The 14,328-nt window shown below is 55.6% G+C and carries 12 protein-coding genes and 1 tRNA gene; 6 read left to right on the top strand and 7 right to left on the bottom strand.

Features of this window, described 5'->3' with window-relative positions; all coding sequences use genetic code 11:
- Window positions 1-143: 143 nt before the first annotated feature.
- A complete protein-coding gene (locus tag JE47_RS0102980; RefSeq protein WP_031458324.1) occupies window positions 144-1,430 on the bottom strand; it encodes a DUF58 domain-containing protein in 1,287 nt (428 codons plus the stop codon).
- Window positions 1,431-2,612: 1,182 nt separating this feature from the next.
- On the opposite strand from JE47_RS0102980, the gene malQ reads away from it, so the two are divergent.
- Window positions 2,613-4,103, top strand: a complete 1,491-nt coding sequence (malQ, locus tag JE47_RS0102975) for a 4-alpha-glucanotransferase (RefSeq protein ID WP_031458323.1) — start codon at window positions 2,613-2,615, stop codon at window positions 4,101-4,103.
- 122 nt (window positions 4,104-4,225) lie between these two features.
- Here the strand turns inward: malQ and JE47_RS0102970 are convergent, their stop codons facing one another.
- Together JE47_RS0102970 and JE47_RS0102965 are read right to left on the bottom strand one after the other, a co-directional pair.
- A complete protein-coding gene (locus tag JE47_RS0102970; protein WP_031458322.1) occupies window positions 4,226-5,308 on the bottom strand; it encodes a sigma-70 family RNA polymerase sigma factor in 1,083 nt (360 codons plus the stop codon).
- Between the two features lie 157 nt (window positions 5,309-5,465).
- A complete protein-coding gene (locus JE47_RS0102965; RefSeq protein ID WP_031458321.1) occupies window positions 5,466-6,188 on the bottom strand; it encodes an SDR family NAD(P)-dependent oxidoreductase in 723 nt (240 codons plus the stop codon).
- A 360-nt stretch (window positions 6,189-6,548) separates the two neighbouring features.
- On the opposite strand from JE47_RS0102965, the gene JE47_RS0102955 reads away from it, so the two are divergent.
- Window positions 6,549-7,712 (top strand): PAS-domain containing protein, encoded by a 1,164-nt coding sequence (locus tag JE47_RS0102955; RefSeq protein ID WP_031458320.1) that lies wholly within the window; start codon window positions 6,549-6,551, stop codon window positions 7,710-7,712.
- A gap of 235 nt (window positions 7,713-7,947) precedes the next feature.
- On the opposite strand, the gene JE47_RS0102950 is transcribed toward JE47_RS0102955, so the two are convergent.
- Window positions 7,948-9,030: a polyprenyl synthetase family protein gene (locus JE47_RS0102950; RefSeq protein WP_031458319.1), complete on the bottom strand. Its 1,083-nt coding sequence runs from the start codon at window positions 9,028-9,030 to the stop codon at window positions 7,948-7,950.
- A 387-nt stretch (window positions 9,031-9,417) separates the two neighbouring features.
- On the opposite strand from JE47_RS0102950, the gene JE47_RS0102945 reads away from it, so the two are divergent.
- Together JE47_RS0102945 and JE47_RS0102940 are read left to right on the top strand one after the other, a co-directional pair.
- A complete protein-coding gene (locus JE47_RS0102945) occupies window positions 9,418-10,044 on the top strand; it encodes an RNA polymerase sigma factor (protein WP_236631115.1) in 627 nt (208 codons plus the stop codon).
- Between the two features lie 12 nt (window positions 10,045-10,056).
- Window positions 10,057-10,935, top strand: a complete 879-nt coding sequence (locus JE47_RS0102940; protein WP_031458317.1) for an anti-sigma factor — start codon at window positions 10,057-10,059, stop codon at window positions 10,933-10,935.
- 144 nt (window positions 10,936-11,079) lie between these two features.
- On the opposite strand, the gene JE47_RS0102935 is transcribed toward JE47_RS0102940, so the two are convergent.
- Window positions 11,080-11,156: transfer RNA gene (locus JE47_RS0102935), tRNA-Arg, on the bottom strand.
- 57 nt (window positions 11,157-11,213) lie between these two features.
- On the opposite strand from JE47_RS0102935, the gene JE47_RS0102930 reads away from it, so the two are divergent.
- Window positions 11,214-12,104, top strand: coding sequence for a dienelactone hydrolase family protein (locus JE47_RS0102930; protein WP_035418896.1), 891 nt, complete (start codon window positions 11,214-11,216; stop codon window positions 12,102-12,104).
- Window positions 12,105-12,260: 156 nt separating this feature from the next.
- Here JE47_RS0102930 and aceA read toward each other — a convergent pair whose 3' ends face one another.
- Window positions 12,261-13,535, bottom strand: coding sequence for an isocitrate lyase (gene aceA, locus JE47_RS0102925; protein ID WP_028460191.1), 1,275 nt, complete (start codon window positions 13,533-13,535; stop codon window positions 12,261-12,263).
- A 124-nt stretch (window positions 13,536-13,659) separates the two neighbouring features.
- Complete coding sequence (locus JE47_RS0102920) at window positions 13,660-13,968, bottom strand: nucleotide pyrophosphohydrolase (protein WP_031458315.1); 309 nt, start codon at window positions 13,966-13,968, stop codon at window positions 13,660-13,662.
- 107 nt (window positions 13,969-14,075) lie between these two features.
- Here JE47_RS0102920 and JE47_RS0102915 point away from each other — a divergent pair, with 107 nt between their 5' ends.
- Window positions 14,076-14,291, top strand: coding sequence for a hypothetical protein (locus tag JE47_RS0102915; protein ID WP_031458314.1), 216 nt, complete (start codon window positions 14,076-14,078; stop codon window positions 14,289-14,291).
- The last annotated feature ends 37 nt before the right edge of the window (window positions 14,292-14,328 follow it).

The following is a 14,328-nucleotide window of genomic DNA, read 5'->3' as shown; positions in this document are numbered from 1 at the left end:
TAGCAAGTCTATTGTACAACTACGTAGTTTCAGCAGGCAATAGCTCAATACTCCTGATTACGATTAGTACCGTCTTTCGTTTAGGTAAACGTTATCTCTCTTGCTACTTCCCCTTATCAGAGAGTTCAACGGTGGGTGTTCTCTCAAGCTGGCGATTGCAGCGGATGGCGCAGCGCCTCGTCAAGGACTTGATCGCGTTGTAAACGGTAGACATCGATACCCAACCCGACTAAATGTTGGAGAAGTGTAGTTGGATCGTTCCAGCCGCCATAACTCAGCGGATCAATGAAGACGATTACCGCTCGTGCACCACGATAGATGTGTTGCTGGAGCGCAGTCACCCAACGCGGATCAACATCTGATGTGATAATGACCAGGGTTGTAGCGCGGCTGAAACGCTGGCCTTCGGCCAGTAACAACTCGGTCAATGAATGTTGACCAGACGCACGCAATACGGCCAACAGCTCAAGCATCTTCCAGAGTTGCCGCTCTTCACGCTCGGCAGGAATAACTTCAAGCCGTTCACTCCAGGCCAGTAAACCAACAACCCGGTTTTGTGAAAGGAGCGTGCGGGCAAGGGAAGCAGCCACGTACACGGCATGCTCTTCCGTTGAGTCGAGGGCGGGGCGCTGGCGCAGCGATGGTTGACGTTGCCACCATGGAGCGATCTGTCGTTCATCGGTTGGTGGTCGAGCAGGTGGCATACGCACGACCGTGCGCTCATTACAATCAAGGATGAGATAGATGTCCGCTGCCGGATCGAGATCAAATTCTTTGACCATCAGCCGACCCTGGCGCGCTGTGCTGCGCCAGTGGATGCGGTTCAGGCTATCACCGGGTTGATAATCGCGGATGGTCGCTACATTGGGCGTCGTGGTGTATGTTCGTACCAGACTCGACGATCCACCGGCCAGTTCGGTGCCCGGTAGTCGAAAACCGGTCACGAGGTCGGTTGGCGGGTAGACAATAATTTCGCCACTGCCAGCGATCAGGCGGGAAAAGCGGAAGAGACCAAACGGATCACTGCTGATAATGCGGGTTGGCCCAAGTCGAAAGCGTCCACGGTGGGTACAGAGTGTGCGGGTCGTCCAGCGGGTTGTCTCGCGAGCACCTAGATACGCCACAAAACCGGGTTCGTGGTTGGGCAAGTCCGACTCATCCTGTACTTCGATCCATAGTTTGGGTAACCACCATTGGTTACGAATAGTCAACCGTTCGCGTGTGTATTCCCCGACGCTGGCGCGCAGGCTTTTGTGTTCGCGCTCGATACTCAGTCCGTACAGATTCAGCCAGGTCCACGCTAGCGCAACCAGCGGTAGAGCGGCGAGGATGTAGCTGAGATGAAAGAAGAGACGTTGACCGGTGCTCTGAGCGGCGAGAAAGCTGGCGCCAGCAAGCAATAAAACGAGCAGTGGTCGAGTTGTGTTCATGACAGAACCACTAGTGGATAATGTATCTGCATCAATTGTATCACAATGGTAGCGAAGAAACACGAGCGATGGTCGTCTCCGGCCACACAGTCACCTGAGTACGCGGGCCTCTGGCCCGCATCGTGCAGTGCCTGGGTGCGCGGGCCACTGACCCGCATCGTGCAGTGTCTGGGTGCGCGGGCCTCTGGCCCGCATTGCACAGCGCCTGAGTGCGCGGGCCACGAGCCCGCATCGTACAGCGCCTGAGTGCGCGGGCCTCTGACCCGCATCGTGCAGGGCCTGAGTGCGCGGGCCACTGGCCCGCATCGTGCAGGGCCTGAGTGCGCGGGCCACTGGCCCGCATCGTGCAGGGCCTGGGAGCGCGGGCCTCTGGCCCGCATCGTGCAGGGCCTGGGAGCGCGGGCCCCTTGCCCGCATCGTGCAGTGTCTGGGTGCGCGGGCCACTGACCCGCATCGTACAGCGCCTGGATGCGCGGGCCACGAGCCCGCATCGTACAGCGCCTGAGTGCGCGGGCCTCTGACCCGCATCGTGCAGGGCCTGGGAGCGCGGGCCACTGGCCCGCATCGTGCAGGGCCTGGGTGCGCGGGCCCCTGGCCCGCATCGTGCAGCGCCTGGGTGCGCGGGCCTCTGGCCCGCATTGTGCAGTGTCTGGGTGCGCGGGCCTCTGACCCGCATCGTGCAGGGCCTGAGTGCGCGGGCCACTGGCCCGCATCGTGCAGGGCCTGAGTGCGCGGGCCACTGGCCCGCATCGTGCAGGGCCTGGGAGCGCGGGCCTCTGGCCCGCATCGTGCAGGGCCTGGGTGCGCGGGCCCCTGGCCCGCATCGTGCAGTGTCTGGGTGCGCGGGCCACTGACCCGCATCGTACAGCGCCTGGATGCGCGGGCCACGAGCCCGCATCGTACAGCGCCTGAGTGCGCGGGCCTCTGACCCGCATCGTGCAGGGCCTGAGTGCGCGGGCCACTGGCCCGCATCGTGCAGGGCCTGGGAGCGCGGGCCACTGGCCCGCATTGTGAAGTATCCGAATGGTTGCGCATTTGGAATGACCACTTTGTACACAGACGAGCCTGATCGGAAATTCCGGATTTTTGATCAGGCGCTGGGTTGACGATCTCGTAGATAGTTTCTTGTGTTATAATTGCGATTACAACAAAATGAATGATTGAGTAGCGCTGAGGTGCATCATGGATCATCGGCGGGTCAGTGGGGTTTTGCTCCATCCATCCTCATTGCCAGGACGGGGTGGGATTGGTGATATTGGGGATGCAGCATACCGGTTTGTCGATTGGCTGGTAATGGCAAAACAGCGACGCTGGCAGATTATGCCCCTGGGGCCAACCAGTTATGGCGATTCACCGTATGCCGGTTTATCGGCGCTGGCCGGGAATCCGCTCTTGATTTCGCTCGAACAACTAGTACGCAATGGATGGCTTGATGAAGGAGCACTCGATGGTGCTCCGGGTGGCGATGGTGATTGGATCGATTACGGAGCAATTATTCCCTGGAAGAAGATCCGCCTGGAATGGGCATTTGCCGGATTTCTTGCCCACGCTGGTGCCGGGCAGCGGGCCGACTTTGCACGCTTCTGCGCGGAACAGCGGTCATGGTTAGATACGTTTGCCCTCTTTGCCGCTTTGAAGGAGGCCTACCGCGGCGAGCCGTGGAATCGGTGGGATGAAGGGTTGGCGCGACGTGATCCGGCGGCATTGGCCGAGGTGCAGCAGATGTTGGCCGACCGGATTCGCTTCCAGCAGTTCTTGCAGTGGGTCTTTTTCCGCCAGTGGATGGAATTGCGCCAGTATGCGAACGAGCGAGGTATTCAGATCATCGGCGACTTACCAATTTTTGTCGCCTTTGATAGCGCTGATGTGTGGGCCAATCCCGAACTATTTTACCTCGATGATAGCGGAAATCCGACCGTTGTTGCTGGGGTGCCGCCAGACTACTTCAGTCCTACTGGTCAGCGCTGGGGAAATCCGCTCTACCGCTGGGATCGGTTGGCCGAGCGTCAGTATGACTGGTGGGTCGAGCGTTTCCGCATCCTTTTTAGCCTGGTTGATATTGTACGGATCGATCATTTTCGCGGTTTTGCCGCCTGCTGGGAAGTACCGGCCCAAGCCGAAACAGCACTTGAGGGGCGCTGGTCGCCTGGCCCTGGTGCGGATCTCTTTGCAACAGTGCAATCACAGTTAGGCGCATTACCGATTATTGTCGAAGACCTGGGTCTGATTACCCCCGATGTCGAGGCATTACGTCAGCAGCTTGGCTTCCCCGGTATGGCAGTGCTTCAGTTTGCCTGGGGTGGCGATGCCACAAGCAGCTATCTACCGCACAACTACAGTCGTGATTTGGTCGTCTATACCGGAACCCACGATAACGATACGACAGTTGGTTGGTGGGCAATCCTCGATGAACGCACCCGACAGCACGTGCGGGATTACCTGGGAGCACGTGATGAACATATCGCGTGGGATTTTATCCGGGCGGCGTTGATGTCGGTTGCTGATACGGCGATTATTCCAATGCAAGATATATTGGGGTTGGGTTCGTGGGCGCGTCTCAATTTGCCGGGGCGAGCCGAAGGAAATTGGGCGTGGCGAATGCGTCCTGACCAGATCAATAGTGATCTGGCTTATCGTTTAGGCTATCTGACCGCACTTTATGGGCGAGGGTAACACGGCTTTGTACGGCACACAGGTGCGGTTCGCGAACCGTGCCTGCGCCGTTGAAAAGCGTTACGGGACGGCTTGAAAAGCCGCCCCGTGTAGAAACAGAGCACTTGATCCAGAAGGTTCTTTTAATCTAGATAAGCGTGTAGTCGCTGTCCAACGCTTGGATGACGCAGGCGGCGTAATGCCTCAGCCTCGATTTGGCGAGTACGCTCACGGGTAATACCGAACGCTGCCCCTACCTCCTCGAGCGTGCGCCGTTGCCCATCGAGCAAGCCATAACGTAACTGAAGAATCTTGCGTTCACGTTCAGGCAATTCATTGAGCGCAGCCGTTAACTCGGCGTGCAGCATTTTCTGCTCGGCGATCTCGATTGGCGAAGCCACTGTTTCATCGGCTAGTGTTTCGCTGACCCGGCCTTCTTGCTCGCTGTTAAGCGGTTGTTCCAGTGAAATAGGCTGGGTTGAGGCCCGCAGCAGACGCTTTACTTTGCGCACGCTCATATTCAGGGCATGCGCCAACTCTTCGGCGGTTGGCTCACGCTCTAGCTCCTGTTCCAGACGGTAGATGGCACGGCGCAGATGAACAATCGACTCACTCAGATGCACCGGAAGGCGAATCAGTCGGCTTTGCTCGGCAATTGCCCTCGTGACCGCCTGGCGGATCCACCATGTAGCGTAAGTGCTAAACCGATTACCTTTCGTGTAATCAAACTTCTCGACCGCACGCATCAGGCCGATATTGCCCTCTTGAACGAGATCCATGAAGGCCATCGGGCTGCCGATATACTTCTTAGCCACGCTTACCACCAGCCGCAAATTGGCCTGGATCAGGCGACGACGTGCCTCTTCACCACGGGCCATCTCCATTTCAAGCCGCATGCGCTCGCGGTCGTTAGCAAACTGTTCAGCTTTCAAACGTTGCCGCGCCTCTTTACCACGACTGTACTGCCGGGCCAGTTCAACTTCTTCTTCGGCAGTAAGTAGCGGTACCTGCCCAATCTCTTGCAGATAAAGCTGTACCGAGTCTTCGACCGGCTCAATATCGCCCTCTTCCACGAGATCATCGAGCTGTTCAAGGTTTTCAAGCTCGAGGTCTTCGGGAGTGAGTTCGACTTCGCCATCCCACTCAGCATCGAGTTCGGTGGCCTCAGCGGACAATTCCGGTTCAATTTCACTGTCGGCTGCGTGCTTCTGAGGGAAGGCTTTCACGGTAGTACTCCTTAACATCTTCCGGTTAGCGGCAACGATGTTCTTAACATTCCTTGCGAGGCGTTAATAGTTTTCTATCTGGATATACGCCTCCTCAAAGATTTCGGATGTGTATATTTTCGATCTTTGCACAGATTTTGTCAAGGGTATGAACAGGCTAATTTTGCGCCAATTTTCGGGCGTGGGCGTCTATTGTCTGCCCAGTCTGACTTCGTGGCGGTAGGGCGGCCAGCTCAACAACCGCCGGTCCGATCTCGTCAGGGCTGAGCAGACCAGTACGTACCTCTGGTACAGTCGTGCGAACCATAAGGGTATCGGCAAAGCCTCCTGGATGGACGATGTTGACGTTGATCCCAAACCGACGCAGGTCTTTGGCCATAACGCGGGCCAGACCGTCAACACCGGCTTTTGCAGCGTAGTATGTGGCAAAACCGGGAACTGCAATGCGGTCGAGTGGTGCTCCGATCACGATGATATTGCCTCCACCTCCTTCAATCATCTGCGGGATCACTGCCTTTGCGCTGAGAAACACGCCCTTCAACAGCGTATCCACTACAGCATCCCATTGTTCTTCGGTCGTTTCCTGAATAGGAGCACGTAACCCAATCCCCGCCGCAGCAACCAGGACACGAATTGGCCCAAAGTGATCGCGGGCCTGACTCACCGCACGATCAAGCTGGTCACTCGCACGCACGTCAGCCGTTAATCCCAAGGCTCGCTGTCCGTTTTCTTCGATCAGCCACACCGTTTCGGCCACTTCATCGGCACTACGTGCCAGAACTGAGACCATCGCACCGGCACGGGCCAACGCTAATGCGCTTGCCCGTCCAAGACCACGTCCACCGCCGGTGACCAGTGCATGAATGCCGGTTAGTGTCATCACAGTTGTCCTTTCGTCGAGTATTTGCAAATGTTTTGCACAGTACACTATGGTTATACCACACTTTGGAGGAGCGTGAGGAGTGAACAGTGAGCGAGGTAGGGATTTTCAAAAAGTTTACCTGCCTGGTGGAGATGATGGAAAAGAAAGTATGTGGGAAAGCCAGGTGAGCGGAGGAGAGGCGGATCCTTAACCCATTGGCAGCGCGTGCGGAGCAGTAGGTAGTGAGTTCTACTCTACCCGCCTACCCCCCGCTTGCGGGGGCATGGGGGGTTGGAAAATCGCGAAGAGAAGATGAGTTATAATGCACTGCGAGTTTCCGTTCTTGATGGTACACAACATGTTTACGAGAGACGAACTATGCTAGATGTGCTGCCATTGCCAACCGCCTATGCGCCGGAGGGTGGCCTGGTGCAGTGTAATCGTTTGTGGTTAGAGCTATGCGATGGCTCTGAACAACCGACTGATTTGACCGATCTGATTGATGCCTGCGCACAGATTCTGGCCTGGGATGAGCAAGCGATTAGAGCCGCTCGCCAATGGGTTGATCTCCTCTCACCCGATGATCCGCCGCTGCAATTAGCAGCACCATTGCGACGTGATCAGTCACGGCATATGCAGGTTGTTATTCGCCGCAGTAAGACGGCGCTGACAGCGCAAGCGATGGAGGTTACCGGTCTGCTGACAGCGCAGCGGGTCGCCCAACAGCAGCTTGAAGTCATTATGAGCGCACTCGATAGTCTGGAAGAAGGGTTTCTACTTCTTGATGCTGACGACCGGATCGTCTTTTGTAATCGGCGCTACCGTGAATTGTACTCAGTCAGCGCCGATCTGGTTACGCCTGGTCGGCCTTTTGCCGAGCTGATTCGGATCGGCGCCGAGCGGGGTCAATACGCGGAAGCCATTGGGCGTGTGGATGAGTGGGTTGCCGAGCGATTGCAGAAACACGCTGAGCTTGCCCCCATCGAGCAGCATCTGGCCGATGGACGCTGGATTCGTATCGTCGAACGACGTACTCCTGATGGTGGCGCAGTTGGATTACGAATTGACATAACAGAACTCAAGAAAGCAGAAGAGCTGCGTCGCCAGCTTGCGGTACGCGAAGAGATTATTGCCGCGCAGGCCGCCCTATTGGCCGAGTTGTCGACGCCACTTCTTGAAGTGGAATCGCGAGTATTGCTGGTGCCAATGGTAGGTGCTTTCGACAGCTCACGAGCGGCGACGCTGATCGAGTCACTTTTGCAGAAGGTGCAACAACGTCAGGCCCGGCTTGTCGTGCTTGATGTTACCGGTGTGCCGGTGATCGACACGCAGGTTGCCCATGGGATACTACAATGTGCAGTTTCGTTGCGTCTGCTTGGCGCCCAACTCATCATTACCGGCATTCGGCCTGATGTTGCCCAAACGTTAGTCGCACTTGGTGTTGATCTGAGCACTATCATTACACGCGCTGATTTGCGTGATGGTATTCAGTATGCGCTGCGGCGAATGCGACAGGAGGTCGAGAAGCGAAGTGAGTGGTAGGAAGTGGGAAAAGAGAGCTTGTTCAAAACCCCGGCTTTCTCATGAGGCTCGTACCGTGCATATGCGACCATTGCGTTAGGATGGACCAGCGTTCTGTTTCTATAGCCGCCGTGCCTTCCTTTCAGTAAAGCACCGTCAGGCGATGTACGTGACGGGTAAGGTGGCGCCCGACCACACCTCCTCCCCCTTCCTCTCCCCGTGGAAGAGAGGAAGGGTGTTAGGGGGAAGGTGAGGGCTATACTGACCGTTCAAGCACAAAATGTGCAATCTCGATCAACGCCTGGCGGGCCGGTCCTGGGGGAAAGATGTTGAGATGGGCGATTGCCTGCTCAATATAACGCGCCGCTTCAGCCTGGGCAGCAGCCACACCACCGACTTCAATCACCTCCTGGATGACATCTGCTACTAATGCGTCTGGCGGTGGTGAGTAGTTTAATACATCACGCAACCGTTGACTGGAGGAGGCAGCAGTGGCATAGATGAGTGGCAATGTAATGGTTCCCTGGCGTAAGTCATTCCCCGCTGGCTTCCCAAGAGTGCGTTCGTCGCCGATAAAGTCGAGAACATCATCGATGATCTGGAAAGCCATGCCCAAATCGTAGCCGTAGCGTCCTAGAGCCGCGATCTGCTCGTCATTACCACCTCCGGCTACCATCCCTGCCTTGCAGGAAGCCTCAAACAGTGCTGCGGTTTTGGCGCCGGTTTTGTAGAGATACTGGCGCAATGCACGGTCAAACGGTTCAGCAACCGTAACCGGACTGAGTTCACCTTCGCAAATGGTTTGCACAGCTTCAGCGTAGAAGGTAATAATACGTGGATCAGGACCGCGTGCCATTTCAGCCGCAGCCAGCGCGAAAAAGTAGTCACCCACCATCAAGGCTACGTCGTTATCCCAACGGGCGTGAACGGTAATCTGCCCACGGCGACGATTAGCTCGATCGACCAGGTCGTCGTGCACAAGCGAAGCAGCATGGATCAGTTCGGCAGCCGCAGCAGGATGAATAACCCGTTCCAACTGATACTGCCCCAGTCGTGCAGCCAGGATGGCGAGTGCTGCTCGTAGCCGTTTCCCGCCAGAACGAACAGTGTGGGCGCCAGCAGCACTGATCACTGCAACACGCGAATGAGTACATTCGAGTAACCGCTGTTCGATAGCACCGAGATCGGCCAGGATGTCGGCTCGGTGAAAGATACCGGCCAGTCCACCGGCTATTTGTGGCGCAAGGTCACCGGCAATGCGATGACTCGATGTCGGTACGGTATGAACCTGAGAGATGAGTGTCTCTGACTGATTGAACGGTAGCTGGTAGCCGGCCATGCGGCTGTTCCTTCCTAGGATCGCCGAGCCGGTCTGGCGCCGGAGGCGACGACGATCCGGCGATTGTGGCGCATCTTGCCAGAGGTAAGACGAGATATTCTCGCCTTGTGATATTCACCACAATCTGAACTATAACATATTCACTGCGGCTGTCAAGTGAAATGTATTTCAATATAAATGTACCACAGATTGAGTGTGAATGGGGGAACAATATCAGACATTCGCCGGAATACAAAAATGACATTATCTTATTACGTCATCCCTGGGGGTGATAGGACAGGTTAGAACAGATTGTCGAATGTCGTCATGTTACGGAAGATATGTGTATAATAGTCATTGGGAATCTTCGCACATCACAGCATTGATAGGCATCCAACGGATCGTGATGTGCGTATTATTACGAGAGGGTTGGCTGTGGCCCAACCGGATAATTCGGTTAATCTGAAGCGACTGAGCGACGAAGCGTTAATGGAGTTGGTGGCTGCCGGTGATAGTGCAGCACTTGCACAACTCTACGACCGCCACGCACGCGCTGTATATGGGTTGGCTCTCAGGATGTTAGCGGCGGCTGAACCGGCTGAAGAGGTAGTACAAGAGACCTTTTGGCGCATTTGGAAGCGAGCAGCTACCTATCAGCGCAACAGTTCCTTCTTACCCTGGATGTTCGGGATTACCCGTAATCTGTGTATCGATGAGCTACGTCGGCGACAGGTACGTCCCGTAGCCATCGGGGATGATGAAGAAATCCTGTCAGTGCTGACCGATCAGCAGCAAAACGTCGAGCAATCAACCCTTGAGGCTGAACGGCGCCGGCTGATCACCAGTGCATTAGCCGATCTGCCACAAGACCAGCGTGAAGTGATTGAGTTGGCTTATTTTGGGGGGTTATCCCAGCGTGAAATCGCTGATCATTTGCAAAGTCCGCTAGGAACGATTAAAACACGTATTCGACTGGGATTACAGAAACTCAAGCAGGCGTTGCTTCACTACGGCATTGATGCAAACGATCACTAGAAGAGTAGTTGCATGCACGACTCCGACACAGAGCAAGAACAATCGCTCCTTGCGGCAGCCGCGCTCGGGAGCCTCGATCAGACCGATCTGGCAGCCTTAGAGCAGGTGCTGGTCAGATCGCCTACCGCACGAGCTGAACTGGATCAGCTACGTGAGGTTGTGGCCTTACTGCCGTATGCCGCACCACTGATAACACCTCCGGCCCATGTGCGCGCCTTGTTGATGGAGCGGATCGCAGCCGATCAGGCCGCTCGCCGGTCGTCAAAATCTGCATCTTCTCCCAGTCGCACCAGCCGGCCAATGTTGGCGTCACTGTTCAGCCTGACGGTAGTCATTGTGTTATTGGGATGGTTCACATTTACCTTACAACAGCAGGTAACAGCGATAAACGAAACGAATCAGCGATTGCTAGTAGCAATAGAACAGCTCCAGGCCTCTGTGACCGCCAGCGAGGAACGCCAGTCCCAACTGACAACACAACTTGCTTCTTACGAACAGCAGTTGGCGCGTTTGAACGAACAGATCGCTCAGGAACGGCTATTAGTTTCGTTCGTGAGTGCCCCTGGCGTGGCAACCCGCGAGCTGCGTCCAACCCGTGGTGATCTTGCTGCGCGAGGTGAGATGTATATGTACCCCGGCGAAACACAGGCGGTCGTGATATTCAGTGGCTTGCCTGCGCTGGAACCTGATCGCGTGTATCGTTTCTGGTTAAGTGATGGAGTCCAGCGAATTGCAGCCGGTTCGTTTCAGGTTGATGCAACCGGACTCGCGACATTGATCATTACCGCACCCCGCGAGGTGAATGCTTTCACCGAAGTTATGGTTACGGTAGAGCCGGTAACTAATCCGACACCGGATGCGGTTGAGGTTATTTTGACAGGGACGTTATAGCGATAAGTGAGCAGAGGTGGAATACTCTGCGCAAAAACCTTCTGCCGCAATTCTGCTGATATTTCATCCGGCGGGTGACATTCAGAGTTGAAACAGGAGATACGAGCGATGAAAAACCCGCTCCTGGCAGAGCGGGTGGTAAAATGGCGACTCCGAGTGGGCTCGAACCACCAACCTTCAGCTCCGGAGGCTGACGCTCTATCCAGTTGAGCTACGGAGTCATTTCGTCCTAAAGTATACTCGATAGTCTGTTCCCTGTCAATGTGAGGAGGAAGGTTGTGCAACTCCTGAAGCGAGTAGTAGGTTGGATTGTCATCGTTATCGGGGTTGGCATACTGGGGTTAGGGCTAAGCATTCCGATCGATGCCTTGATTGGCAGGGGACGGGTAGAAGCGCTCACCAATACAACGATACCAGGACCGGCTGGCCCGATACGGGCCTTCGTTGTCGAACCGACTACGCCCGGCCCCCATCCAGCAGTCATCATGATTCACGAGTGGTGGGGTTTGCGCCCGGATATTATCGAAAAGGCTACTGCGCTGGCCGCTGATGGTTATCTGGTCGTTGCCCCTGATACCTTTCGTGGTGCCAGCACCACCTGGATTCCAAGGGCAATCTATCAGGTTTCTACGACCCCGCCAGAGCAGGTACAGGCCGATCTCGATGCTGTCTTTAGTTGGCTGATCGCACGCGCTGATGTGATAGCCGACCGGATTGCGATCATCGGTTTTTGTTATGGTGGACGAACTTCTCTGCTCTATACGTTACACAATCCGGCGGTTGCTGCTACCGGTATCTTCTACGGAATGGCAGCGGTTGAGCCATCGGCACTGCGTCAGATTCGGGGGCCGGTTCTCGGTATCTTTGGCGGAGCCGATGCGTCTATTCCGCTGAGCGAAGTAGAACAGCTTGAGCGCAATTTACGGGCGGCGGGGGTTTCAACTCGCTTTGTGATTTTTCCCGATCAGCCGCATGCCTTTGTTGGTGGTATCGATTCGATTAACGCCGGTGGTGCAGCCGGTGATGCCTGGCAGGTGTTGCGCGCATTTCTGGCCGAAGCGCTGAAAGGTCAGATTCCCGCCGGACAGAAGTGGCCGGTTGAGATGCGCGCTACGCACGCGACGACGTTCGCTGGTTGGTTACACCATCGTTTTGTGTGTGGATGGTGAAAGATGTTTGCGCAGTCGGTGTTGCGTAGGTTCAGGTACGATGATAGGTTGACATGTGCTCACGCTCATTACCACGTGATGATGCAGCCTCTGTAACGTTTTCCCCTTCCTCTCCCATGTTGAGAGAGGAAGGGGGAAGAAATGGCCAGGCGTGCTTTAATGGAATTGCTCCTCTTCGGTACTTCCGGTCAGTGCCGTGGTGCTGATCTCACCACCAGCAATCACCTGAGCCACTTCATCGAAGTAACCGGTCCCAACTTCGCGTTGATGGCGAGTCGCCGTATAGCCGTAGGCTTCTGCGGCAAACTCAGCCTGCTGTAACTCGCTGTAGGCAGCCATCCCTCGATCACGATAATTACGTGCCAGTTCAAACATGCTGTAGTTCAACGTATGGAAACCGGCCAGCGTCACAAACTGGAACTTATACCCCATCGCGCCCAATTCGCGCTGGAATGCAGCAATGGTGGCATCGTCGAGCTTCTTCTTCCAGTTGAACGAGGGCGAACAATTGTAGGCCAGCAGCTTACCAGGGAATTGGGCATGAATCGCCTCGGCAAAGCGACGAGCCTCTTCAAGATTGGGTTCACTTGTCTCACACCAGATCATATCGGCGTAGGGCGCATACGCCAGGCCACGGGCAATGGCCTGATCTAGCCCGGCTCGTACCCGGTAGAAACCCTCACTGGTTCGTTCACCGGTGCAGAAGGGTCGGTCGCGTTCATCAATATCACTGGTCAGCAGTGTCGCCGCATTGGCATCGGTGCGGGCGATAATAATAGTCGGCACTCCCATAACGTCGGCTGCCAGACGCGCCGCGACCAGATTACGAATCGCGGACTGGGTTGGGATCAAGACCTTACCACCCATGTGACCGCATTTCTTCTCTGAGGCGAGCTGATCTTCAAAGTGTACCCCTGCTGCACCGGCTTCGATGTACGCCTTCATAATCTCGAAGACATTCAGTGGGCCACCAAAGCCTGCTTCGGCATCGGCAACAATCGGCGCAAACCAGTAAATATCATTGCGTCCTTCACTGTGATAAATCTGATCGGCCCGGCGGAGCGCATTGTTGATATTGCGTACCAACTGCGGCCCGGAGTTGGCCGGATAGAGGCTCTGATCTGGATACATCTGTCCAGCCAGGTTGGCGTCAGCCGCTACCTGCCAGCCGCTCAGATAAATTGCTTTCAAGCCAGCTTTGACCTGCTGCATTGCCTGATTACCGGTTAATGCGCCAAGCGCATTGATGTATGGCTCGGTATGCAACAGATTCCACAATCGCTCAGCCCCCATCCGGGCCAGCGTGTACTCAATCTGCACCGAACCACGCAAGCGATAGACATCCTCGGGTGTGTACGGACGCACGATACCGGCAAAGCGCGGCGTATTCCAACTGTCGGCAATCTGTTTGATTTGTGCGGCACGATCCATGTGCGTTCTCCAGTTTCTCCACTGAACATGACAAACGTGGTCAAAAATCTACTGATAGTGAGCAGTATAACACCTTGCGTTACGCTGTAGTTACATGCTTGTGAAATGTGACGCGAAGAACAGATTACCCTTCCCACGTTCGACCATAATTCTCGGTGAGTTTGTTCAGGATCGCCTGCTCAAGGTCAATCCCTAACAGATACGCCAACTGGAAGAGATAATTGGCGACATCTGCCAGTTCACCGGCCAGCGCCTCGCGATCACGCGGCTCTTCGTGGAACTGAAAATGTTCGAGTATCTCTGCCGCTTCCACCGCAACCGAAATCGCGATATTACGCGGTGTTTGCGGGAAGATACTGTCAGGTGCGTACCACCCCTTGTCGGTCACAAATCGGTTGATTGCATCGGTCAGTTCTGCAATACTCATTGCCATCGCTACTATCTCCTTTCATCACGATCATGTTGTTTCATTGTAGAGCAAGAATGGTACAATATCTGAGAATACACGGGTTTTGCCGGGCGTGCCGAAGGAGGACGAGCATGGTAACCGTCGAACAAATTGCCCAATATTGCGAACACGAAATTGCCCGTTTACAACTGGCCGGTGATCGCGAAGAGTTGCGGCACCTGCAACTGGCAATTGGGGTGTTGATGCGGGCTGCCGAGCACGCCCGCGACCGTGAAACGGCAATGCGCTTTCGGATTCTCGCTGCACGCGCCGCCAATGCCCAAGAACTTATCGCTGGTGAAGATTAGGCCAACGTTGGCCATAAGTCTGGGGAGCAATGACGTT

The sequence above is a fragment of the Chloroflexus sp. MS-G genome, assembly GCF_000735195.1.
Classification (GTDB): Bacteria; Chloroflexota; Chloroflexia; order Chloroflexales; family Chloroflexaceae; genus Chloroflexus.
The sequence above is the reverse complement of the archived record's forward strand: the minus strand, read 5'-3'. Positions and strand labels throughout refer to the sequence as shown.

Excerpts from the sequence above, each read along its gene's own strand:
- JE47_RS0102980 (WP_031458324.1), bottom strand. The coding sequence starts at position 1,430 with ATGAACACAACTCGACCACTGCTCGTTTTATTGCTTGCTGGCGCCAGC.
- malQ (WP_031458323.1), top strand. The coding sequence starts at position 2,613 with ATGGATCATCGGCGGGTCAGTGGGGTTTTGCTCCATCCATCCTCATTG.
- JE47_RS0102965 (WP_031458321.1), bottom strand. The coding sequence starts at position 6,188 with ATGACACTAACCGGCATTCATGCACTGGTCACCGGCGGTGGACGTGGT.
- JE47_RS0102955 (WP_031458320.1), top strand. The coding sequence starts at position 6,549 with ATGCTAGATGTGCTGCCATTGCCAACCGCCTATGCGCCGGAGGGTGGC.
- JE47_RS0102950 (WP_031458319.1), bottom strand. The coding sequence starts at position 9,030 with ATGGCCGGCTACCAGCTACCGTTCAATCAGTCAGAGACACTCATCTCT.
- JE47_RS0102940 (WP_031458317.1), top strand. The coding sequence starts at position 10,057 with ATGCACGACTCCGACACAGAGCAAGAACAATCGCTCCTTGCGGCAGCC.
- aceA (WP_028460191.1), bottom strand. The coding sequence starts at position 13,535 with ATGGATCGTGCCGCACAAATCAAACAGATTGCCGACAGTTGGAATACG.
- JE47_RS0102920 (WP_031458315.1), bottom strand. The coding sequence starts at position 13,968 with ATGGCAATGAGTATTGCAGAACTGACCGATGCAATCAACCGATTTGTG.
- JE47_RS0102915 (WP_031458314.1), top strand. The coding sequence starts at position 14,076 with ATGGTAACCGTCGAACAAATTGCCCAATATTGCGAACACGAAATTGCC.